22 protein-coding genes are annotated in these 20,361 nt (G+C 67.4%); 12 read left to right on the top strand and 10 right to left on the bottom strand.

Annotated features, from left to right (window positions below):
- The first annotated feature begins 45 nt into the window (after window positions 1-45).
- The 3 genes from LOS8367_RS08785 to msrA are packed head-to-tail and all read left to right on the top strand — an operon-like array spanning window position 46 to window position 2,461.
- A complete protein-coding gene (locus LOS8367_RS08785) occupies window positions 46-471 on the top strand; it encodes a cupin domain-containing protein (RefSeq protein WP_085896114.1) in 426 nt (141 codons plus the stop codon).
- Window positions 472-515: 44 nt separating this feature from the next.
- Window positions 516-1,754: an MFS transporter gene (locus LOS8367_RS08780; protein WP_085896113.1), complete on the top strand. Its 1,239-nt coding sequence runs from the start codon at window positions 516-518 to the stop codon at window positions 1,752-1,754.
- Window positions 1,755-1,810: 56 nt separating this feature from the next.
- Window positions 1,811-2,461, top strand: coding sequence for a peptide-methionine (S)-S-oxide reductase MsrA (gene msrA / locus LOS8367_RS08775; protein ID WP_085896112.1), 651 nt, complete (start codon window positions 1,811-1,813; stop codon window positions 2,459-2,461).
- Between the two features lie 28 nt (window positions 2,462-2,489).
- Here the strand turns inward: msrA and LOS8367_RS08770 are convergent, their stop codons facing one another.
- Window positions 2,490-3,998 (bottom strand): sensor histidine kinase, encoded by a 1,509-nt coding sequence (locus LOS8367_RS08770; RefSeq protein WP_085896111.1) that lies wholly within the window; start codon window positions 3,996-3,998, stop codon window positions 2,490-2,492.
- A gap of 185 nt (window positions 3,999-4,183) precedes the next feature.
- Between LOS8367_RS08770 and LOS8367_RS08765 the strand changes: the two genes are divergently transcribed.
- Window positions 4,184-5,056: a 50S ribosomal protein L11 methyltransferase gene (locus LOS8367_RS08765; RefSeq protein WP_085896110.1), complete on the top strand. Its 873-nt coding sequence runs from the start codon at window positions 4,184-4,186 to the stop codon at window positions 5,054-5,056.
- A 132-nt stretch (window positions 5,057-5,188) separates the two neighbouring features.
- A complete protein-coding gene (locus tag LOS8367_RS08760) occupies window positions 5,189-5,539 on the top strand; it encodes a hypothetical protein (RefSeq protein ID WP_085896109.1) in 351 nt (116 codons plus the stop codon).
- 19 nt (window positions 5,540-5,558) lie between these two features.
- Here the strand turns inward: LOS8367_RS08760 and LOS8367_RS08755 are convergent, their stop codons facing one another.
- Window positions 5,559-6,578 (bottom strand): ribose-phosphate pyrophosphokinase, encoded by a 1,020-nt coding sequence (locus LOS8367_RS08755; protein WP_085896108.1) that lies wholly within the window; start codon window positions 6,576-6,578, stop codon window positions 5,559-5,561.
- A 126-nt stretch (window positions 6,579-6,704) separates the two neighbouring features.
- Between LOS8367_RS08755 and LOS8367_RS08750 the strand changes: the two genes are divergently transcribed.
- Window positions 6,705-7,304, top strand: a complete 600-nt coding sequence (locus LOS8367_RS08750) for a 2-hydroxychromene-2-carboxylate isomerase (RefSeq protein WP_085896107.1) — start codon at window positions 6,705-6,707, stop codon at window positions 7,302-7,304.
- 264 nt (window positions 7,305-7,568) lie between these two features.
- Here LOS8367_RS08750 and LOS8367_RS08745 read toward each other — a convergent pair whose 3' ends face one another.
- From LOS8367_RS08745 to LOS8367_RS08710, 7 genes are all read right to left on the bottom strand, one after another.
- Window positions 7,569-7,958 carry a nuclear transport factor 2 family protein gene (locus LOS8367_RS08745; protein WP_085896106.1) on the bottom strand — a complete coding sequence of 130 codons (390 nt, stop codon included), beginning with the start codon at window positions 7,956-7,958 and terminating at the stop codon, window positions 7,569-7,571.
- 605 nt (window positions 7,959-8,563) lie between these two features.
- Window positions 8,564-9,610 carry a threonine aldolase family protein gene (locus LOS8367_RS08735; protein ID WP_085896104.1) on the bottom strand — a complete coding sequence of 349 codons (1,047 nt, stop codon included), beginning with the start codon at window positions 9,608-9,610 and terminating at the stop codon, window positions 8,564-8,566.
- A complete protein-coding gene (locus LOS8367_RS08730) occupies window positions 9,610-10,050 on the bottom strand; it encodes a YcgN family cysteine cluster protein (protein ID WP_085896103.1) in 441 nt (146 codons plus the stop codon). The genes LOS8367_RS08735 and LOS8367_RS08730 overlap by 1 nt, the downstream gene beginning before the upstream one ends.
- Window positions 10,043-10,981 (bottom strand): bifunctional riboflavin kinase/FAD synthetase, encoded by a 939-nt coding sequence (locus tag LOS8367_RS08725; RefSeq protein ID WP_085896102.1) that lies wholly within the window; start codon window positions 10,979-10,981, stop codon window positions 10,043-10,045. The genes LOS8367_RS08730 and LOS8367_RS08725 overlap by 8 nt, the downstream gene beginning before the upstream one ends.
- 60 nt (window positions 10,982-11,041) lie before the next feature.
- On the bottom strand, window positions 11,042-11,920 hold the full coding sequence (locus LOS8367_RS08720; RefSeq protein WP_085896101.1) for a TIGR01459 family HAD-type hydrolase: 879 nt from the start codon (window positions 11,918-11,920) through the stop codon (window positions 11,042-11,044).
- Window positions 11,921-11,925: 5 nt separating this feature from the next.
- Window positions 11,926-12,843 carry a manganese-dependent inorganic pyrophosphatase gene (locus LOS8367_RS08715; protein ID WP_085896100.1) on the bottom strand — a complete coding sequence of 306 codons (918 nt, stop codon included), beginning with the start codon at window positions 12,841-12,843 and terminating at the stop codon, window positions 11,926-11,928.
- Window positions 12,844-12,990: 147 nt separating this feature from the next.
- A complete protein-coding gene (locus LOS8367_RS08710) occupies window positions 12,991-13,242 on the bottom strand; it encodes a hypothetical protein (protein ID WP_085896099.1) in 252 nt (83 codons plus the stop codon).
- A 671-nt stretch (window positions 13,243-13,913) separates the two neighbouring features.
- Here LOS8367_RS08710 and groES point away from each other — a divergent pair.
- The 3 genes from groES (at window position 13,914) to LOS8367_RS08695 (ending at window position 16,781) form a co-directional block, all read left to right on the top strand.
- The gene (gene groES / locus LOS8367_RS08705; protein WP_085896098.1) at window positions 13,914-14,201 is read left to right on the top strand and encodes a co-chaperone GroES; all 288 of its coding nucleotides are present in this window, start codon (window positions 13,914-13,916) and stop codon (window positions 14,199-14,201) included.
- A gap of 48 nt (window positions 14,202-14,249) precedes the next feature.
- A complete protein-coding gene (gene groL / locus LOS8367_RS08700) occupies window positions 14,250-15,899 on the top strand; it encodes a chaperonin GroEL (protein WP_085896097.1) in 1,650 nt (549 codons plus the stop codon).
- A gap of 135 nt (window positions 15,900-16,034) precedes the next feature.
- Window positions 16,035-16,781 carry a sulfite exporter TauE/SafE family protein gene (locus tag LOS8367_RS08695; RefSeq protein WP_085896096.1) on the top strand — a complete coding sequence of 249 codons (747 nt, stop codon included), beginning with the start codon at window positions 16,035-16,037 and terminating at the stop codon, window positions 16,779-16,781.
- On the opposite strand, the gene LOS8367_RS08690 is transcribed toward LOS8367_RS08695, so the two are convergent.
- Window positions 16,778-17,224, bottom strand: a complete 447-nt coding sequence (locus tag LOS8367_RS08690) for an NUDIX domain-containing protein (RefSeq protein WP_085896095.1) — start codon at window positions 17,222-17,224, stop codon at window positions 16,778-16,780. The two genes, LOS8367_RS08695 and LOS8367_RS08690, sit on opposite strands and share 4 nt — an antisense overlap.
- A gap of 77 nt (window positions 17,225-17,301) precedes the next feature.
- Here LOS8367_RS08690 and LOS8367_RS08685 point away from each other — a divergent pair, with 77 nt between their 5' ends.
- The 3 genes from LOS8367_RS08685 to LOS8367_RS08675 all read left to right on the top strand — a co-directional run bounded on the left by LOS8367_RS08685 (window position 17,302) and on the right by LOS8367_RS08675 (window position 20,046).
- Entirely contained in the window at window positions 17,302-18,048 is a 747-nt protein-coding gene (locus tag LOS8367_RS08685) for an alpha/beta fold hydrolase (protein WP_085896287.1), read from the top strand.
- 131 nt (window positions 18,049-18,179) lie between these two features.
- A complete protein-coding gene (locus tag LOS8367_RS08680) occupies window positions 18,180-18,848 on the top strand; it encodes an SRPBCC family protein (protein ID WP_085896094.1) in 669 nt (222 codons plus the stop codon).
- 13 nt (window positions 18,849-18,861) lie between these two features.
- Window positions 18,862-20,046, top strand: a complete 1,185-nt coding sequence (locus LOS8367_RS08675; RefSeq protein ID WP_085896093.1) for a zinc-dependent alcohol dehydrogenase — start codon at window positions 18,862-18,864, stop codon at window positions 20,044-20,046.
- Window positions 20,047-20,361 lie beyond the last annotated feature (315 nt).

The following is a 20,361-nucleotide window of genomic DNA, read 5'->3' as shown; positions in this document are numbered from 1 at the left end:
CCGATTCGGCGCAGCCTCGCCACAGGAGCCGGTGGGAGATGCGCCATGGAACTGCCCGGGATTGCGGAATGGGAGGGCGCGCCGGTGGCGCGCGGCTTTTCGGTCGAGGCGGCGAGCGTGGCGCTCGAGGGTGGCACCGACCCGGCCTTCGGCACGGTGCGCTGGCGCACGCTGGTCTCGGCCGACCGCACACCGTCCTCCGGCATGACGCTGGGCCTCGCCGAGTTCGGCCCCTTGGGCACGCTGGAGCCGCACCGCCACGGCCCGGCGGAGTTCTATTTCGGGCTCGAAGGGGCGGGCATCGTGACCATCGACGGTGCGGCGCATCCGATCGGGCCGGGAATCGCCGTCTTCATCCCGCCCGAGGCCGAGCACGGCGTGGTGGCGGGCCCGGAAGGGCTGCGCTTCGCCTACGGCTTTCCAACCGCGCGCTTTTCCGAGGTCGATTACAGATTCTCGCCCCGCGGTTGACGGAACGTCTCGCCAAGCGGGGCGGCAGCCCCTAATGCTTGCGCATGACACGCATTCCGATGCCGCTTGCCGAGGCCCGGACCCTGCCGCTGTGGCGCAGGCCGGTGACGCTCCTGTTCCTGATGGCGATGGCCATGCCGGTGGCCTTCGCCACATGGTCGGCACTGCTCAATAACTTCGTCATTGAGGCGGCGGGCTTCGACGGCTCCGACATCGGCTGGCTGCACACGGTGCGCGAGGTACCGGGCTTCTTCGCCATCGGCGTCATCGCGATCCTGCTCTTCGTGCGAGAGCAGAGCCTGGCGCTGGTTTCGCTGGGGCTCCTCGGGGTGGCCACCGCGCTCACCGCCCAGTTCCCCTCAATGGGCGGCATCCTGACGATCACCATGCTGTCCTCGATCGGTTTTCATTACTTCGAGACGGTGAACCAATCGCTACAGCTGCAATGGCTGCCCAAGGAGCGGGCGCCGCAGATGCTGGGCTGGATCGTCTCCGCCGGGGCAGGGGCGACGCTGGTGGCCTATCTGGCGATCGTGCTGACGTGGGAAAGCCTCGGGCTGACCTATGATTTCGTCTACATGGTTTCGGGCGGCTTCACCGCCGCCGTGGGGCTCTATTGCTGGTTCGCCTTTCCGGCGTTCCGCGAGCCGCACCCGCAAAACAAGAGCTTCGTGCTGCGCCGCCGCTACTGGCTCTATTACGCGCTGCAGTTCATGTCGGGCGCGCGGCGGCAGATCTTCGTCGTCTTCGCGGGCTTCATGATGGTCGAGAAGTTCGGCTACGACGTGCACGAGGTGACGGCGCTGTTCCTGATCACGCTGCTGACCAATATCTTCGGTGCGCCGCTGATCGGTCGCGCCGTAGCACGCTGGGGCGAAAAGCGCGGGCTGATGGTCGAGTATGCCGGTCTGACGCTCGTGTTCCTCGCCTATGGCGGGCTCTACTGGTTCGGCTGGGGCGTCGCGGTCGCCGCCGCGCTCTACGTGATCGACAACGTGTTCTTCGCGCTGGCGCTGGCGCTCAAGACCTATTTCCAGAAGATCGCCGATCCGGGCGACATCGCCCCCACCGCCGCCGTGGCCTTCACCATCAACCACATTGCCGCCGTCTTCCTGCCCGCGAGCCTGGGCTACCTGTGGCTGGTCGCGCCCGACGCGGTCTTCGTGCTGGCCGCCGCGATGGCCGGGCTGTCCTTTGCGCTGGCGCTGATGATCCCGCGCCATCCCGCGCCCGGCCACGAGACCGTGTTCGCGGGGCGCGCGCTTCCCTTAGCGGCCGAGTAGAACTCGGGGCGAAGCATGCCTATATGCCGGGCAAGCCACCAGACGAGGAGAACGCGATGTTCGGCCTGAGTTCGACCAAGACCGAGATGGTCACCCCCGAGAACGCGCTGCCGGGCCGTCCGCAGCCGATCCCCACCGCCACCACCCATTCCGTGCTGGGCACGCCGCTCGACCCCGAGGCCCCCGAGGGGATGGAGGTCGCGATGTTCGGCATGGGCTGTTTCTGGGGCGTCGAGCGGATCTTCTGGAAGCTGCCGGGCGTGCATTCGACCATGGTGGGCTATGCGGGCGGCTACACGCCGAACCCGACCTACGAGGAGGTCTGCACCGGGCGCACCGGCCACAACGAGGTGGTGCGGGTGATCTACGATCCCGCCCAGACCAGCTACGAGGAACTGCTGCGCGTGTTCTGGGAGAACCACGACCCGACCCAGGGAATGCGGCAGGGCAACGACCGGGGCACCCAGTACCGCTCGGGCATCTATACCTTCAACGAGCTTCAGTTCCGTGCGGCCGAGGCCTCGCGCGAGGCGTTTTCGCCGCGGCTGACCGGGGCGGGCTACGGCGCCATCACGACCGAGATCGTCGATGCCCCGGCCTTCTACATGGCCGAGGACTACCACCAGCAATATCTCGACAAGAACCCGAACGGCTATTGCGGGATCGGCGGCACCGGCGTGACCTGCCCGATCGGCGTCGGGGTCTGAACCGTCGGGCGGGGGCCGCGCCCCCGCCTCAGCCCGCCTGCCGCTCGATGCGCGCGCGCGGCAGGCGCAGCACGATCCGGCAGCCCTCGGCGCCGACCTCTCGTGAAAACCCCCCGCCCAGCCGTCTCTCGACCATCAGCCTGATCAGCTGGCTTCCGAATCCGGAGCGGTCGTTCTCGGGGAGCGCGTCGAGCGGCGCGGCCCGGCTTTCCTGCCAGTCGATCACCAACTCGTCGGTCTCTGGGCAGATCATGGCCCGGATCGCGAGCCGGCTGCCTTCGCCAAAGCCGCCGTATTTCAGCGCGTTGGTGGCCAGTTCGTGGAACACCAGCGACAGCGGCATCACGCTTTCGCTGTCCACGATCAGGTCCGGCACCTCGATGTCACGCGCGCCGTTCTCGGGCAAAAGACCGATTGATTCTCGGATCAGCGCAGCCAGATCGGCACCGGTTTCGGCCTCCTCGATCGCCATGCGGTTGGCCTGGCCCACGGCGGCGACGCGGCCGAGAAACGCCTCGCTCAACTCTTCGATGCTGGCGGCTTGGCGGGCGCAGCTGCGATAGATCGCCGAAAGGACGGTCAGGCTGTTGCCGACCCGGTGGATCAGTTCGCGGCGCAACGTCTCGCGGCGCTCGGCGCCTTCCTTGCGGCGAATCGCGAGGCCGAGATGGCTGCCCACCGTCTGCAGCATTCGCAGGAAGGCCGGATCGAGCCGGGATTGCGCGGTGCCGTAGAATTCGAGCACGGCGTGGATCTCGCCGCTATGCAGGATCGGCAGGGCGATGCCACGCGTCAGGCCGACTTGCTCGAACACGTCGCGGCGCAGGAAATTCGCGTCATCCGGCAAATGCGGCTCCACCACCAACCGCCCCTCGGCCCAAGCGCGGCCGGGCAGCCCGATGCCGGGCGTGAAGCGCTGGGCTTCGGTGGCCTCGCAGATCGGGGCGTAGCGCGTATCGCGCAGATGCCAGATGCCCGAGGGTGCGAGGTGGCGCGCCGCGCCCGCGCCGCGCGCGACGAAGAGATGCCCGGCCTCGAGCCCGGCGATCTCGCAGACCTCCTGCAGGCAGTACTGGGTGAACTCCTCGAAGGAGATTTCTTCCAGCAGCTTCTGGGCGACCCGCAGCAGGATCTCGGCCTCTTGGGCGCGGGCCTCCTGCTCGTGGCGATGCGCCTCTTCGGCGGCGAGGCTGCGGATGAAGGCATAGAACACCGGCGGCGCATCCGCCTCGGCGACCGGTAGGATCGACAGCTCGACCGGGAATTCGGCGCCTGTGCAGTCGAGCGCCGTGATCCGCACCCGTTGTTCCAGCACCGGCCCCTCGCCGGTGACGAGGTAATGCGCGAGCCCTTTCGCATGGGCGGCGCGGTATTGCTGCGGGACGATGAGATCGTCCATCATCGCGCCCATGGCCTCGGGGCGGCTACGGCCGAACATGGCCTCGGCCGACCCGTTCCAGGCGATGACGCGGCCCTCGTGATCCATCCCGACCACGGCGTCGAGCGCGCGGTCGAATAGCGCCTCAAGGTGCTGCATGGCTTTTGGGTTCCCCTGCTCTCTAACTGCGGTAAGGCCGAAATGCGGCGCTGTCGAGGTGGCGCGGCAGGAAGCACGACAAACCTCGGGTCAGGCCGTGGATGGGGGGGCAGAGGGGCGGCGATTGACCAGGGCCATGGCTTGCGCCTATGCCGCGCCCGAGCCCCTTGCCCGGAGTACAGCCGATGCCCGTCTTCACCGCGATCACCCAGCTCGACGACCAACGCCGTGGCCAGGTGCTGTCGGAGGCGCTCGAAGAGTTCGAGCCCACGCCCTACGGCACCGGCGTGTTCGAGATCGAGGATGGCTCGGGCCTGTTCGAGGTCACCGCCTATTTCGAGGAGGCCCCCGACGGGGTGGCGCTCGACCTGCTGGCGGCAAGCCACGGCGCGAAGCCGTTCCTGGTGTCAGAGGTGCCCGATCAGGATTGGGTCGCCAAGGTGCGCCGCGACCTCGCGCCGGTCGAGGCGGGCCGCTTCTTCGTCTATGGCAGCCACGACGCCGACCGGGTGCCCGAGGGCGCCATCCCACTCTTGATCGAGGCGGCGATGGCCTTCGGCACCGGGCATCACGGCACGACGCTGGGCTGCCTCAAGGCGCTCGACGCGCTGGCCACCGAGGGCGCGACGCCGGCGCGTGTCGCCGATATCGGCTGCGGCACCGCGGTGCTCGCCATGGCGGCGGCGCGGGTCTGGCCCGAGGCGCGGGTGATGGCTTCGGATATCGATGCGGTGGCGGTCGAGGTGGCCGAGGTCAACCTTGCGGCGAACGGCATGGCGGGGCAGGTGGAATGCCTGGAAGCGGCGGGGTTCGAGCACGAGGCGCTCGAGGCGGCGGCGCCTTTCGACCTGGTCTTCGCCAACATCCTAAAGGGGCCGCTGGTGGCGCTCGCCCCGGAGATGGCGCAGAAGGTGGCCCCCGGCGGCCGGGTGATCCTGTCCGGCATCCTCAACGAGCAGGCCGACGCAGTCGAGACGGTCTATGTCGAGAACGGCTTCGCTCGCGCCGGACGCGCGAGCCACGGCGAATGGACCACGCTCGACATGAAGCGCGGCTGAGCCGAACCATGTCGCCGCGGTGGCGTCGCGCCGCATTCCCGCCGGAAAGTGGCGCGGCTGCCATAATCTTGCCATGATCTGGCAATAGTCCTGACAAGGTGGGGTGGGGGCACCTCGCCAGGACTGCTTGCCATGTATCGTGTTTCGCCGAGCTTCGAATCCCGTCTCAACCGGATCGAGTTTTGCAATCGCCGCCTGTCGAAGGGCGTCGAGCATTACGTTCTCGATGACGGTCTCATCGTCGCCATGCCGCGGCGCCGCCCCAGCACGGCCCTCGCTTTCCTGATCGTATTGCTTCTGCCCTTGGTGACCGCTCTCGGCGCCAAGAGCTTCCTGCTCGCCCGCTTCGATGCCGTTGCGTTCGAGGAACTGCTGTCGCGTTTCGAAGCGATGGGCGAGACGGGCAAGGCGCTGCTCTGGCTGATGCAGCCGGAGCCGCTGACCGCGGCGCTGTCGCAAGTGTTGACGGGGCTCCTCGGCTGAGAGCCCCGCCAAGCGGCGCTCAGTCCGCCGCGTACATGCCTTCGTAGATCGGCGTCAGGGTCTCGTGCTCGAACAGCGAAGAGACGCTGGTACCGTTCCAGATGTTGAGGATCGCCTGGGCGAACATCGGCGCGGTCGGCACGATGCGGATGTTCGGGGCGCTGCGTACCGCCTCGGTCGGCTCGATCGAGTCGGTGATCACCAGCGACTTCATCACCGATTTCTCGATCCGGCTCACCGCCGGGCCCGACAGCACGCCGTGGGTGATGTAGCTGTGCACCTCGGTGGCGCCGGCCTCCATCAGCGTCTCGGCCGCCTTGCACAGCGTGCCGGCGGTGTCGCAGATGTCGTCGACGATGATGCAGGCCTTGCCCGAGACGTCGCCGATCACGGTCATCTCGGCCACTTCGCCGGCTTTCTCACGGCGCTTGTCGACGATCGCCAGCGGCGCGCCGATGCGCTTGGCCAGCTCGCGGGCGCGGGCGACGCCGCCGACATCGGGCGAGACCACCATGACCTCGTCGCGCCGGCCCTTGAAGTGATGCGCGACGTCGAGCGCGAAGATCGGCGCGGCGTAGAGGTTGTCGACGGGGATGTCGAAGAAACCCTGGATCTGGGCCGCGTGCAGGTCCATGGTCAGCACCCGCTCGATCCCGGCCTCGGCGATCAGGTTTGCGACGAGCTTGGCCGAAATCGGCGTGCGCGCCTTGGCGCGGCGGTCCTGACGGGCATAGCCGAAATAGGGAATCACGGCGGTGATCCGCGCCGCCGAGGAGCGCCGCAGCGCATCGGCCATGATCAGCAGTTCCATCAGGTTGTCGTTGGCCGGGTTCGAGGTCGGCTGGATGATGAACATGTCCTCGCCGCGGACGTTCTCATAGACCTCGACGAAGATCTCCTGGTCGTTGAACCGCTCGATCCTTGCGTCGACAAGACCGACATTCATGCCCCGGTGCATCGACATGCGGCGTGCGACCGCTTGGGCGAGGGGTTTGTTGGCGTTACCGGCGATCAGCTTCGGCTCGTTCAGGGTGGGCATCAAGCGGCATCCTTGGCAGGCTTGGGCAGCCCCGCAGCGGGGCGGCGGACAGATTGACACCGCCTAGCACAGCCCTAGCATGGCGCAAACCTGCCCGATGGGCGGTAACGCCCGGGGAGGGGCTCGATGGCTAGGATCGACTACTTTTTCGCGACGCTGTCGCCTTACGTCTACATCGCGGGAACCCGGCTCGAGGAAATCGCCGCCAAGCATGGGGCCGAAATCTCCTACAAGCCGATGGACGTGATGGCGCTGTTTCCGCGCTCGGGCGGCCAGCTGCCGAAGGACCGGCATCCGAGCCGGCTCGAATACCGCAAGCAGGAGATGCGGCGTCAGGCCAAGAAGGCGGGACTGCCCCTGGTGATGCGGCCCGCCAACTGGCCGACCAACGCCGCGCCCTCGTCCTACGCGATCATCAACGCGCAGCGGGCCGGCGGCGGCGATATGGGGCGGCTGGTGCACGCGATCACGCGCTCCTGCTGGGCCGAGGAAAAGGACATCGCGCAGGAGGACGTGATCCGCACGGCGCTCGAGGAGGCGGGCTTCGACCCGGATCTGGCCGAGAGCAACCTGATGCTCGCAGCGGACGAATATGCGCAGAATCTCGAAGAGGCGGTGCGGCGCGGCGTCTTCGGCTCGCCCTTTTACATCACCGACACCGACGAGCGGTTCTGGGGCCAGGACCGGCTGTCGGATCTCGAACTGCACCTGTCGGGAAGGCTCTGACGGGGGCGGGGGCCTTCGACAAGCCCCTTACCGGATGTGTGGCACCCAAACGGTGAAGTCCCGGCTTTAATACATTGCCACCATGCGGACACCTTCGCAGAAATCTGCGAGAACGTCCGGGTCTTGAATGTCAGTTGTGCGGACCTTGCCGCCGTTCGCTGCATCTGCACGATTTCCGCCGCGCCTGCGAGGACCTCTCTAGGGAAGGGCAGATAGCGGTCATTCGCCGCGCAAGGCGCGAACGACCGCTTCATTGGCCAGAGCTCAAGTTTGCTTCCGCGATGCTTCGAAATCGGACCTCAGAGGCGCAGTGTCGTAGATGATGGTCATCTTCGTAAAGCGCTGCCGGTCCTCGGCCAGTTCGAAGACGTCGACGCATTCGAACTCGACGACCTTGCCGCTGGCGAGGGTCCACACATAGCGAAAATGCAGCGCGACGGATCGGCCACCGGCGGAGCTGTCGAAGACGTTGAGTAGCGTCGTCTCCGATCGCGCCGTATCTGCGAAGAGCTCGGCATAGAAGTCGTGCGCGGGCCGGACGCCGTAGAGCGGCGAGACGATCTCGGCGCCGGGCACAAACAGGGCGCGGACGCTTTCCAAATCGCCGGTGTTCAGGGCGTCAAGGTAGCGGTGGCAGAGGTCTTCGAGGGTCATCGGAGCTTCCTTCTGGGAACTGGCATGGACGCCTCTGAACCGATCGAGCCGCCCATAGGCGGCGGCTTCTCTGATCGTCACGCATCATCGAGCCGCCGTCAGGAACGGCGGTAATAGCTCAGGGTCTGATGACAGCAGATCATACGGTCTCGATAGAAGGGCCTTCCAGGCCTGTCAAAAGCATTCGCATCTGACACGGCTGGTCAGGGGGCAGTCGAGGTTATTGTGCGTGCTGATGATCTCGCATCGGACAGGGGTATGAGAACTTGTTCGCCGAACCGGTGCTCTTCGCTCTGCCCCCCAAGATCACAATGACATTGGCCCACCAGCGCCTTCACTGGCGGTCCAACTGTTCAGTTGTCGATCAGGGCGTTGGCCTTAGTGCTCAGGCCGCCACCTTCCGTGCACCGCTATGCTCCTGGAAGAAGCCCTCCATCGCATTGACGGCCTTCCTGACGTGTTCGTCCCTCTCGTAGAGATCGACGTGGCACGCACCACTGATCTGCACGAAGGTTTTGGGCTCGAAGCGGCCGTAGGGGCGGCTTCGTCTTAGCCTGACCTGCAACACATCCGGTAAGGGGCTTGGGCCTTCGACGGCCCCCTTTTCAGCCAAGCAGCGACAGGAACCGCGCAACGCGCTCCTCGCCCAAGGACCAGTCGCAGACCATGCGCGCGGTGAGCCGCTCGGCCGGGTCGCCCGTCATCGGATCGCCATCCATCACGTAGAAATCGGCGCCGGCCTCGATCAACCGCCGCAGCGTGGCACGGGGCAGGGAGACGAAGACGAGATTGGCCTCGGCCGGATGCAGGATCTCGGCCTCCGGATGGGCGAGCAGTCCCGCCACCAGCTTCGTGCAGGCGGCGTTGGCCCGGCGCGCCAGATCGCGCCAGAGGTCCCCCGCGAGATAGGCCTCCATCTGTGCCGAGAGAAACCGGTGCTTGGAGAACAGGTGCCCGCCGCGCTTGCGGCGCAGCGCGAAATCCGCGGCGAGCGCCGGGTCGAAGAAAATCGCCGCCTCGACGCCGAGGCAGCCATTCTTGGTGCCGCCGAAACTCAGCGCGTCGACCCCCGCCCTCCAGGTCATGTCCGCCGGAGAACAGCCCAGAGCCGCCACGGCGTTGGCGAATCGCGCGCCGTCCATGTGCAGCCGTTGGCCCCGGGCCCGGGCGAGATCGCCGATGGCGCAGATCTGGTCGAGCGCATAGACGCTGCCGGTCTCGGTCACCTGCGTGATCGAGATCGGGCCGGGCTGCGCGTTGTGGAACGAGCGCGCACCCACCGGGCCGATGACCCGGTCGAGCTCTGCCGCCGTGATGCGTCCATCGGGGGCGGGCACGAGGCTGAGCTTGGCGCCGCCGGTATAGAATTCGGGGGCGTTGCCCTCGTCATGCTCGATATGCGCGTGTTCGGAGCAGAAGACCGCGTCCCAGGGCTTGGCCATGCAGCCGAGGATCAGCGCGTTAGCCGCGGTGCCGGTCGCCACGAGATGCACTTCGGCCTGCGGTGCCTCGAAGATCTCGCGGATGCGTGCGCGGACCCGGTCCATCGCGCTTTCCGAGCCATAGGCGCGCTGGTGGCCGTCATTGGCCTTGGCGATCGCCTCGAGAATCGCGGGATGGGCCGGTCCGGCATTGTCGGAGGCGAACTGCATCAGACGGGTTCCTCGATGATGTGATCTTCCCAGTCGTCGTCATCGACCTGGGTTTCCGGCACGGTACGGCCCGCCATTGAAACCCCGGCGCGGTGCACCGCCTCCCGGTCGCCCGAAATCAGGTGGTGCCAGTCATGAAGTGGCCGGCCCTCGGCGCGCAGCCGGTAGGCACAGGTGGCGGGCAGCCAATACATCGTCTCGGCGATCTTCTCGGGCGTCAGCACGATGCATTCGGGCACGTATTTGTGCCGCGTCGCGTATTTCGTGCACAGGCAGGTCGCACCGTCGAGCAGGCGGCAGGCGACGCGGGTCAGCGCCACCTCTCCGGTGTCCTCGTCCTCGATCTTGTTGAGGCAGCACTTGCCGCAGCCGTCGCAGAGCGCCTCCCATTCCTTGCGGTCCAGCTGTTCGAGCGGCAGTTCCCAGAACCTGTCACGCATCGGCCAATACCTTCCGGGCGCGGGCGCAGTCCGCGTCCATCTGGGCAATCAGCGCGTCGAGGCCGTCGAACTTCTCCTCGCCGCGCAGATACTCGACCAGCGCCACCGAGATCTCGGCGCCGTAGAGATCGCCCTTGAAGTCGAACAGGAAGGTTTCGCAATTCGGGTGGTTCTCGCCGAACATCGGGCGCACGCCGATCGAGGCAGCGCCGTCATAGCTGCCGGCATGCGGCCCGGTGAGCACGTCGACCTTGACCGCGTAGACGCCGAAGCGCGGCAGGTGCAGCCCGTCGATGGTCATGTTCGCGGTCGGAAAGCCCAGCTCGCGGCCGCGTTTCTCGCCATGGATCACCTCCCCCTCGAGCCGGTGCAGGTGGCCGAGCATGGCGGCGGCGTCGCGCGGTCGGCCCTCGGTCAGGGCGCGGCGGATCGCGGTCGAGCTGACCTCGCCCGCATCGAGAGCCACCAGCGGCGAGACGGTGACGCCGAATCCGTGCTCGCGGCCCAAGTTCTCCAGCATCGCGGCGTCGCCGGCGCGGCCCTTGCCGAAGCGGAAATCGGCGCCGATCACGACATGGCGCAGGCCGAGACCCTTCGCGATCACGTCGCGGGCAAAGGCGTCCGGGGTAAGCGCCGCAAGGGCGGCATCGAAACGCAGCTCGAACAGCCGCTCGACGCCGATCTTTTCCAGACGGTGCGCCCGCGCGACCCGGTTCATCAGCCGGAAGGGCGGCGCATCGGGCGCGAAATATTCGCGCGGATGCGGCTCGAAGGTCATCACCCCCAAAGGCGCGCCGAGACGCGCGGCCTCGGTGCGGGCCAGGTCGATGACCGCCCGGTGGCCGAGATGCACGCCATCGAAATTGCCGATCGCGGCAGCGGCGCCTCGATCAGTGGCGGGGATGTCGGTGAAGTCGCTCAGGATGCGCATGGCGCCCTGCGTAGCGGCGGGGCGGGGCGCGCGCAAGCGGGGCACGCGCCGCCGCTCATCTCAGCGCAGGAAGCCCATCGCATAGGCCGGCGCCTGCCGCTCTTCGCGAAGATGCGCCTCGAGCCGGCCGGCATCGGGCTGGCCGCTCGGCGCGGTGCCGGTCTCCTCGGCCGAGAGGCCGCCGGTGATGAACAGCGCGTCGAGCCCGGCGCCCGCCGCGCCGGACACATCGGTCTGCGGGCCGTCACCGATGCAGATGATGCGGTCGTCGGCAATATCGGGATTGATCTCGGCCAGCCGGCGCCGCGCCAGATCGTAGATCGGCGCGTGCGGCTTGCCGAAATAGAGGCTCTCGCCGCCCATCTCAGTGTAAAGCCGCGCCAGCGCGCCCGCGCACCAGACCCGCTCGTCGCCGCGATCGACGATGATGTCGGGATTGGCGCAGAGCAGCTTCAGCCCGCGCGCGATCGCCTGCTCGAATTGCGGGCGGTAGACGTCGGGCGCGGCGTGCTCGTCCTCGGGGCCGCAGCAGACGATGCCTTCGGCCTTTTCGAGATCGGTGCGGGTGACCGGAACCGGGTCCTTGATGATCTTCAGCGGCTCGAAGAAGGCCTCGTCGCGTTCGTCGCCGATGAACCAGACCTTCTCGCCGACCACGCCCTCATACATCGCGGCGCGGGCCGAATCGCCGGAGCTGGCGATCGAATCCCAGCAGTCGCGCGGCACGCCGAGCCCTGCGATCTGGCTCTCGACAGAGGCGCGCGGGCGCGGCGAGTTGGTGACCAGGATCACCTTGCCCCCGGCTGCACGAAAGCCGCGCATCGCGGCGACCGCGGCCTCGTGAGCCCGCACGCCGTCATGCATGCAGCCCCACAGATCGACGAAGGCGGCGTCGTAATCGCCCGAGATCTCGGCGAAGCTCTCGATGATCCTGGTCATGCGCCTCAGACCTTCAGCACGGGGATGATCTGCTTCTTGCGGCTCATCACGCCGGGCAGCACGACGCTGTCGCCCTCGACTGTCGCGTCGAAGCTCTTTTCGGCGATCGCCTTCACCGTGTCGTTGGGGATCAGCATCGTCGCCTGCTCGGCCAGGATGTCGACCACGAACAGGAGCACCTCGTCGGCGCCGTCCTCGGCCGCGACCTTGGGCATCGCCTCGAGCAGCGCCGCCTTGCGCGACAGCACCTGGTCGGGCGAGGTCGTCTCGAGCACCGAGACGCGCAGCTTCTTGCCCTCGATGGTGGTTTCCTTGCTGTCCATGCGCAGCAGCTCGGCCTCGGAGAAGGCCGAGACGTCGGATTTGGCGGCGAACATCTCGGCCGCGTAGTCCGAGACGTCGAGGCCGAGATCGGCGGCGAGGCGCTCGGCCAGCGCCTGGTCGGCCGGGGTCGTGGTGGGCGAGCGGAATTCCAGCGTGTCCGACAGGATGCAGGACAGCATCAGCCCCTTGATGCCCTCGGGCATCTCGGTCGCGACGTGGCCCATCAGGTCGTGCATGATGGTCGCGGTGCAAGCCAGCGGCTTGATGGTGATGTCGATCGGGCCCTTGGTCTCGAGCCCGCCGAACAGCTTGTGGTGGTCGATGATCGCGGTGATGTCGGCCTTGTTGATCGAGGCGGGCAGCTCGGCGGGGTTGTTGGTGTCGACGATCACGACCTCCTGGCCCTCTTCGACGTCGTCGATGATCTGCGGCAGCTCGAAGCCCCAGCGCTCGGCCACGAATTTCGCCTCGGTGTTGGGCTCGCCCAGAAGCCGGGCCTCGGCGGACTGGCCGCGCTGCGACAGGTACCAGGCCCAGATGAGCGGCGAGCCGGTCGAATCGGTGTCGGGCGCCTTGTGGCCGAAGACGAGCGTGGTCATGGGGGAAATCCTTCGGAGAGATACGGGTGAACGGGTCGCGCGCCTTATAGGCAGGGGCACGAGGCTTGTCACCCGCCCGGAGGTCCGCCGGCGGCAGGGGTGGCGCGTCGGGGAGGGGCGGCGCGGTGAGCCGCGCCGCCCCTCGTTTCACCGGACGGGCTCCGTCATTGGCCTGCGGCTCACCAGCGCCCGCAGGCGCGGCCAGATGCCGCCCGCCGTGGCGCGGGCCGCGGGGGGATCGTCTTTTGCGGCACGCAGCAGGGCCAGACCGGTGCCGGTATGCGGCATCTCCAGATCGAGCCGGGCGGGCCCGCCGCGCCGGACCCGGGGGCGATCTTCCCACGGGGCGGGGCTGTCGGGCTGAGCGCGGTGATCGACGATGTAGAAAGGCGGATGCATGGGATGTTCCTTTTCATCCTTGGGTTGAGTTTCCGGACATGGCTCGGCCGTGTCCGGGGTGGTGCGGCCACGCCTCTCCCGGCCGGTGGCGCGGGTCGCGCCGCCAGGGCAGGATGGAAACGGCCGCTTGCGGGTCTCGCCCTAGAGCGGGGAGGCGCGCGGGGGATGGAGGATCGTCGCGCAACTGCCTGCGCGCGCAGGCGTGCCGGATCGCGGCCGCCCGGAGGCGGCGCAATGCGGCACGGTCTGGCGCGATGCGCGTCGCGCGATGCGACAGGCAGCGGCGGTCGAGCGATCGACCACGTCAATACGGGGGGTCATGGACTGGGCCCTGGAACTGGTAAAATCGACAGGCGGAGGCGGGGGCAAACCGGCCTTCCGCCAGAGGCGGTGGCGCGGCATTCAGCCGTGAGAGAAATATCCTCGAGTCATAAGCCGCCCTCCCGATCCGGGGTTGTCCTGACGGCATCATGCACGAACGCGCCGTTCTGAGAAGCCCCTTTTTCAGGTTTCTCGTGCGCGCCCGCGAGGCGTGACATTTCCGCGTCGCGGGACGCTTGACAGCTCCGTGAGCCCTGCTTACCTGTCTCGTCGTTGGCACTCACCGACAGGGAGTGCTAATGCCCCTCCCGGGGGCATGGGAACATACATACTGCTGAGGAGCTGCAGAGATGGCATTCAAACCGCTTCACGACCGGGTCCTGGTGCGTCGCGTCGAGGGCGAAGAGAAGACCAAGGGCGGTCTGATCATCCCCGACAACGCCAAGGAAAAGCCGGCCGAGGGCGAAGTGATCGCCTGTGGCGACGGCGCCCGCAAGGACAATGGCGAGCTGATCGCGATGGCCGTCAAGGAAGGCGATCGCGTCCTGTTCGGCAAGTGGTCCGGCACCGAGGTCACCGTCAACGGCGAAGAGCTGCTGATCATGAAGGAAAGCGACATTCTCGGCATCATCGCCTGAGACCCTCGCTGACCCTTTCCCACTGAATTCAGATCAAGGAGCACTCACATGGCTTCCAAGGACGTCAAGTTCGACACCGATGCCCGCAACCGCATGCTCAAGGGCGTCAACACGCTCGCCAACGCGGTCAAGGTGACCCTCGGCCCCAAGGGCCGCAACGTGGTCATCGAGAAATCCTTCGGTGCGCCCCGCATCACCAAGGACGGCGTTACCGTCGCCAAGGAAATCGAACTCGAGGACAAGTTCGAGAACATGGGCGCGCAGATGGTGAAGGAAGTTGCTTCCCGCACCAACGACGAAGCGGGTGACGGCACCACCACCGCCACCGTGCTGGCCCAGGCCATCATCAAGGAAGGCCTGAAGTCGGTCGCCGCCGGCATGAACCCGATGGACCTCAAGCGCGGCATCGATCTCGCCACCGCCAAGGTCGTCGAGGCGATCAAGGCCGCCGCGCGTCCGGTGAACGACAGCGACGAAGTCGCCCAGGTCGGCACCATCTCCGCCAACGGCGAAGCATCGATCGGTCGCCAGATCGCCGACGCGATGCAGAAGGTCGGCAACGAGGGTGTCATCACCGTCGAGGAGAACAAGGGCCTCGAGACCGAGACCGAAGTCGTCGAGGGCATGCAGTTCGACCGCGGCTACCTGTCGCCCTACTTCGCGACAAACCCCGACAAGATGGTCGCCGAACTCGAAGACTGCATGATCCTGCTGCACGAGAAGAAGCTCTCCTCGCTGCAGCCGATGGTGCCGCTCCTCGAGCAGGTTATCCAGTCGCAGAAGCCGCTGCTGATCATCGCCGAGGACGTCGAGGGCGAGGCTCTGGCCACGCTCGTCGTCAACAAGCTGCGTGGCGGCCTGAAGATCGCCGCCGTCAAGGCGCCGGGCTTCGGTGACCGTCGCAAGGCCATGCTGCAGGACATCGCGATCCTGACCGGCGGCCAGGTGATCTCGGAAGATCTCGGCATGAAGCTCGAGAACGTCACCATGGACATGCTCGGCACCGCCAAGAAGGTGTCGATCACCAAGGACGAGACCACCATCGTCGACGGCCATGGCGACAAGGCCGAGATCGAGGCGCGCGTTGCCCAGATCCGCACCCAGATCGAGGACACCACCTCGGACTACGACCGCGAGAAGCTGCAGGAGCGGGTTGCCAAGCTCGCCGGTGGCGTCGCCGTCATCCGCGTCGGCGGCATGACCGAGGTCGAGGTGAAGGAGCGCAAGGACCGCGTCGATGACGCGCTCAACGCGACCCGTGCTGCGGTGCAGGAAGGCGTGATCGTCGGCGGCGGTGTCGCCCTCGTGCAGGCCGGCAAGTCGCTCGAAGGTCTCGTGGGCGAGAACTCCGACCAGAACGCCGGCATCGCCATCATCCGCCGCGCGCTCGAAGCGCCGCTGCGCCAGATCGCCGAGAACGCCGGCGTCGACGGCGCCGTGGTGGCCGGCAAGGTCCGCGAGTCGACCGACCTGACCTTCGGCTTCAACGCGCAGACCGAGGAATATGGCGACATGTTCAAGTTCGGCGTGATCGACCCGGCCAAGGTGACCCGCACCGCGCTCGAGGACGCAGCCTCGGTCGCCGGTCTGCTGATCACCACCGAAGCCATGATCGCCGACAAGCCCAAGAAGGACGAGGGCGGTGCCCCGGACATGGGCGGCATGGGCGGCATGGGTGGCATGGGCGGCATGATGTAATCTGCCGCGATCTCACCGATCCGAAGGGGAAGGGGGCCGAAAGGCCCCCTTTTTCCGTTTGCGCAAACCCCCTTGCCCCCGGTGCATGCGCGCGGCATGGATCGCCCGGTCCGCGCCGGATCGATGGGAGACCCCATGCTGTTCTTCGTCACGATCACCATCTCGGGCCTGCTCGCCGGCGCGCTCAACGCGGTCGCCGGTGGCGGCACCTTCCTGACCTTCCCGGCGCTGGTATGGCTCGGCCTGCCGCCGATCATGGCCAACGCCACCGCCACCATCGGCGCGCTGCCGGGCTATGCCAGCTCGGCCTGGGGCTACCGCTCGGATGTCAGCGCCGAGGGCACGCTGGGGCTGCGCGCGATCATCGGCCTGGGGGCGCTGGGCGGCCTTCTCGGAGCCGGGCTGCTCCTCGTGACGCCGGGCGCGGTGTTCGAGGGGCTGGTGCCGTGGCTGCTGCTCGTCGCCACCGTGCTGTTCGCCACCGGACCGCGGGTGCTGGCCTTCGTGCGGGCGCGCGGCTTCGGCCCGGCGGGGCCGGTGCTGTCGGGGGCGGCGGTGCTCGCCGTGTCGATCTATGGCGGCTATTTCAACGGTGGCCTGGGCATCCTGCTCTTGGCGATGCTCGGGCTGATCGGCTTCGTGAACCTGCACGGCATGAACGGGCTCAAGGTGCTGCTCTCGGCGGTGCTGTCGCTGGTCTCGGCGGCGGCCTATGCCGCGGCCGGACTGATCGACTGGGACGCGGCGCTGATCATGGCGGTGGCGACGACGATCGGCGGCTATCTGGGCGCGCGCGGTGCCAAGCTCATCCGCATGGATCACCTGCGCATCGGCATCACCGCCGTCGGTCTGGTGATGACCCTGCTATTCTTCGCGCTCTAGAGCAGGATCGGCTCGAGCGGATCGTAGCCCGGCGCGTCCCCGTCTTCCCAGGCGACGGCGGCGAGGCTGTCGGGCTTGACCCTGAGCCCGGCCATTTCGGCGCGCGTGACCCAGCGGCGATGGCTCACCACCCCCTCGGGATCGATCCAGTCGCCATGCGGATCGCCCGAGACCAGTTCGCAGCGGAAGTAGAGATCGACCTGATGGAAGCCGCGCCGCTGGTGGTGGAACTCGTTGACGAGGCAGGGCGCGCCCACCGCGACCTCCAGCCCGCATTCCTCGCGCAGTTCGCGCGCGAGATTGTCGGGCAGCGAGGCATGCGGTTCGACGCCGCCGCCCGGGGCGCACCACAGATCGTCGCGGCCCCTGTAAGCATTGACCAGTAGCAGGCGGTTCTCGCGCATCAGGATCGCGCGCACGGCGAGGCGGACGGGGGCTGTCATGGCGCGACCATGGCCGTGGCGGCGGGCGCAGGCAAGACCGGCCTGTGCGCGGCCGCCGCGCCACCTATGTGATGTGCATGATACGCCCCGTCCTGATGCTGTCCGTCTGCCTCGCCCTGCTCTCCGCCTGCGCCCGCGCCGCGCCGGAGGAGACGGCGGATTGCGTCGTGTTCCTCCATGGTCTGGCGCGCACCGATCTCAGCTTCGCGCCGATGGCAGAGGTGGTCGAGGCCAACGGCTACAAGGTGGTCAATCGCGGCTACCCCTCGACCGAGGCGCGGATCGAGGATCTGGTCAAGGCGGTGCCCGACGACGTGGCGGCCTGCGGCGACCGCACCGTGCATTTCGTGACCCATTCGATGGGCGGCATCCTCGCCCGGCTCTGGCTCACCGATCACCGCCCGGCGAAGATGGGCCGGGTGGTGATGCTGGCGCCGCCCAACAAGGGCTCGGAGCTGGTCGACGTGTTCGGCGAGTTCGAGCCGTTCGAATGGATCAACGGCCCGGCAGGGTTGCAGCTCGGCACCGACCCGCAGAGCCTGCCGAACCGGCTCGAGCCGCTGCCCTCCTACGAGGTCGGCATCATCGCCGGGGATTCTTCGCTCAACCCGGTCTTCTCGGCGCTGATCGAGGGGCCCGATGACGGCAAGGTCTCGGTCGCCTCGACCCGGCTCGACGGCGCGGCGGACCACATCACCCTGCCGGTGAGCCACACCTTCATGATGAACAATCCGCTGGTGATGGCGCAGGTGCTGGCTTTCCTGCGGCAGGGCCGTTTCGACCGTGAACTGAGCCTCGGCGGCGTGCTGTTCGGTCTCGACTAGGGCGGCGGGTCTTCGCGCGGTCCTGTACCGCGTCGGAACCGCGCCATGGATCGGTGGTTCGACTCATCACACACGCGCTGCGCGACCGAACTGCGGGCGGCGCGGTCCCACCGTCCAGGAGGAAGGCTGCGATGACCTACAGGACCTTTGAGGAGGACCGGCGCGCCCGGCGCGCACGCCATGCGGCGCAGCCCGGCGGCGCGGCGCTGGCAGTCGGCCTCGGATTGCTGCTGCTCGGCGGCCTGGCGGCCCGGCAATACGCCGGGCAACAGGCGCCGCGCCGCCCGGCCGACAGCGCCCCCGGCCGCACCGCCCGGCGAAGACGCTTCGGCGATTACGCCGTCACCGGTCGCAGCGTGACCATCAACCGTCCCCGTCGGGATATCTACGATTTCTGGCGCGACTTCTCGAACCTGTCGAAGTTCATGGAAAACATCGAGAGCGTTCACGCGTCGGGCGATATCACGCGCTGGACCATCAGCGCCCCGATGGGCCACGCGGTCGACGTCGTCACCCGCATCGTCAGCGACCGCCCCGGCGAGGAAATCGCCTGGCGCTCCACCGAGGACAGCGAGATCGACACCGAGGGCAAGGTGATGTTCCGAGATGCGCCCGGCGCGCGCGGCACCGTGGTCGAAACGGTGATCGCCTACCGCCCGCCTATGGGCGAGCTGGGCCGGATCGTGGCCACGCTGTTTCAGGACGAGCCGGGCGTGCAGGCGCGCCGCAACCTGAAGCGGCTGAAGATGCTGCTCGAGACCGGCGAGATCGCCACCAATCGCAACCGCAACGACGGCTGAGGGGGCCAGAGACATGCGCGCACTCACCTATCATGGCAGCCACGACGTCCGCGTCGACACCGTGCCCGACCCCGAGATCGTCAACCCGCGCGACGCGATCATCGAGGTGACCTCGACCGCGATCTGCGGCTCGGACCTGCATCTCTATGACGGGGTGATCCCCGGTGTCATGTCGGGCGACATCCTCGGCCACGAATTCATGGGGCGCGTGGTCGAGACCGGCTCGGGCTCGACCCTGAAGAAAGGCCAACGCGTGGTGGTGCCCTTCACCATCTCCTGCGGCCAGTGCTTTCACTGCAAGATGCAGCAGTTCTCGGCCTGCGATAATTCCAACCCGGCCGAGAAGCAGGACCTGACCGAACCGCTCTATGGCCATCCTTTGTCGGGCTTGTTCGGCTATTCGCACCTGACCGGCGGCTATCCGGGCGGGCAGGCGGAATATGTCCGGGTGCCGTTTTCGGATGTCGGTCCGATCGTCATCCCCGAGGGCATGGATGACGACGAGGTGCTGTTCCTCTCGGACATCCTGCCGACGGGCTGGATGGCTGCCGAGAATGCCGACATCACCGAGGGCGACACCGTCGCCGTCTGGGGTTGCGGCCCGGTCGGGCTCTTCGCGGTACAAAGCGCGCGGATCATGGGGGCGCATCAGGTGATCGCCATCGACCACCATCCGCACCGGCTGGAGCTGGCGCGGCTGATGGGTGCCAAGGTGATCGACTACACCCAGACCCATGTGCTCGAGGCGCTGATGGAGATGACCGGCGGCATCGGCCCCGACGCGGTGATCGACGCGGTCGGCATGGAAAGCCACGGCTTCGCGCCCGACAACGTGTTCGACACGATCAAGCAGAAGGTGGGCATTGGCGCCGACGCCCCGCATGCGCTGCGCATGGCGATCATGGCGGTGCGCAAGGGCGGACGCATCTCGATGCCCGGCGTCTATGGCGGCTTTGCCGACAAGTTCCCGCTGGGCGCGTTGATGGAGAAGGGGCTGCAGCTCAGGACCGGCCAGACCCATGTGCAGCGCTACACCAAGGACCTGCTGCGTCGGATTCAGGAGGGCGAGATCGACACCACCTTCCTGATCTCACACCGGCTGCCGCTCGAAGAAGCCCCGCGTGGCTATGCCAACTTCAAGAATAACCAGAACGAGTGGACCAAGGTCGTGCTCAAGCCCGGCACGGCGGCGGTCTAAATTCGGTATGTGCCCGAGAGTCGAGGGGCGGGTTTCCCGACCCCTCGGCGCGTAGGGGGCGGCCAACCGGGCGGTTGGCCGAAACCGCGAGAAGGGGTGCGTCTCGTGGAGAATAGCCGCGGTTTCCATCGTGCCGCCGCTTGAGCTCGTGGAGAGCGCGCTGGCAAAGCGCTTGGCTTACTGGAATGGCGGGCCTCGCCCCTAAGGCGGGGCCATGGTGAGGCACCGGCCGTCCCTGCATGCGCGAAGGTGATCCTCCGCCCCTTGTTTTGCGGCGCGCGGGCGCTTCTTATGGGATGTATCGCAAGCCTCGGG

The organism is Limimaricola soesokkakensis, from assembly GCF_900172345.1.
GTDB classification, from domain to species: domain Bacteria; phylum Pseudomonadota; class Alphaproteobacteria; order Rhodobacterales; family Rhodobacteraceae; genus Limimaricola; species Limimaricola soesokkakensis.
The sequence above is the reverse complement of the archived record's forward strand: the minus strand, read 5'-3'. Positions and strand labels throughout refer to the sequence as shown.

Bases quoted from the DNA above. Each gene is read 5' to 3' on its own strand.
- LOS8367_RS08695 (WP_085896096.1), top strand. From the start codon at position 16,035: ATGCTGTTCTTCGTCACGATCACCATCTCGGGCCTGCTCGCCGGCGCG.
- LOS8367_RS08685 (WP_085896287.1), top strand. From the start codon at position 17,302: ATGATACGCCCCGTCCTGATGCTGTCCGTCTGCCTCGCCCTGCTCTCC.
- LOS8367_RS08750 (WP_085896107.1), top strand. From the start codon at position 6,705: ATGGCTAGGATCGACTACTTTTTCGCGACGCTGTCGCCTTACGTCTAC.
- LOS8367_RS08745 (WP_085896106.1), bottom strand. From the start codon at position 7,958: ATGACCCTCGAAGACCTCTGCCACCGCTACCTTGACGCCCTGAACACC.
- LOS8367_RS08785 (WP_085896114.1), top strand. From the start codon at position 46: ATGGAACTGCCCGGGATTGCGGAATGGGAGGGCGCGCCGGTGGCGCGC.
- LOS8367_RS08715 (WP_085896100.1), bottom strand. From the start codon at position 12,843: ATGACCACGCTCGTCTTCGGCCACAAGGCGCCCGACACCGATTCGACC.
- LOS8367_RS08690 (WP_085896095.1), bottom strand. From the start codon at position 17,224: ATGACAGCCCCCGTCCGCCTCGCCGTGCGCGCGATCCTGATGCGCGAG.
- LOS8367_RS08675 (WP_085896093.1), top strand. From the start codon at position 18,862: ATGCGCGCACTCACCTATCATGGCAGCCACGACGTCCGCGTCGACACC.
- LOS8367_RS08765 (WP_085896110.1), top strand. From the start codon at position 4,184: ATGCCCGTCTTCACCGCGATCACCCAGCTCGACGACCAACGCCGTGGC.
- LOS8367_RS08720 (WP_085896101.1), bottom strand. From the start codon at position 11,920: ATGACCAGGATCATCGAGAGCTTCGCCGAGATCTCGGGCGATTACGAC.
- groES (WP_085896098.1), top strand. From the start codon at position 13,914: ATGGCATTCAAACCGCTTCACGACCGGGTCCTGGTGCGTCGCGTCGAG.
- LOS8367_RS08755 (WP_085896108.1), bottom strand. From the start codon at position 6,578: ATGCCCACCCTGAACGAGCCGAAGCTGATCGCCGGTAACGCCAACAAA.
- LOS8367_RS08735 (WP_085896104.1), bottom strand. From the start codon at position 9,610: ATGCAGTTCGCCTCCGACAATGCCGGACCGGCCCATCCCGCGATTCTC.
- LOS8367_RS08770 (WP_085896111.1), bottom strand. From the start codon at position 3,998: ATGCAGCACCTTGAGGCGCTATTCGACCGCGCGCTCGACGCCGTGGTC.
- LOS8367_RS08760 (WP_085896109.1), top strand. From the start codon at position 5,189: ATGTATCGTGTTTCGCCGAGCTTCGAATCCCGTCTCAACCGGATCGAG.
- LOS8367_RS08780 (WP_085896113.1), top strand. From the start codon at position 516: ATGACACGCATTCCGATGCCGCTTGCCGAGGCCCGGACCCTGCCGCTG.
- LOS8367_RS08725 (WP_085896102.1), bottom strand. From the start codon at position 10,981: ATGCGCATCCTGAGCGACTTCACCGACATCCCCGCCACTGATCGAGGC.
- msrA (WP_085896112.1), top strand. From the start codon at position 1,811: ATGTTCGGCCTGAGTTCGACCAAGACCGAGATGGTCACCCCCGAGAAC.
- LOS8367_RS08710 (WP_085896099.1), bottom strand. From the start codon at position 13,242: ATGCATCCGCCTTTCTACATCGTCGATCACCGCGCTCAGCCCGACAGC.
- LOS8367_RS08730 (WP_085896103.1), bottom strand. From the start codon at position 10,050: ATGCGTGACAGGTTCTGGGAACTGCCGCTCGAACAGCTGGACCGCAAG.
- groL (WP_085896097.1), top strand. From the start codon at position 14,250: ATGGCTTCCAAGGACGTCAAGTTCGACACCGATGCCCGCAACCGCATG.
- LOS8367_RS08680 (WP_085896094.1), top strand. From the start codon at position 18,180: ATGACCTACAGGACCTTTGAGGAGGACCGGCGCGCCCGGCGCGCACGC.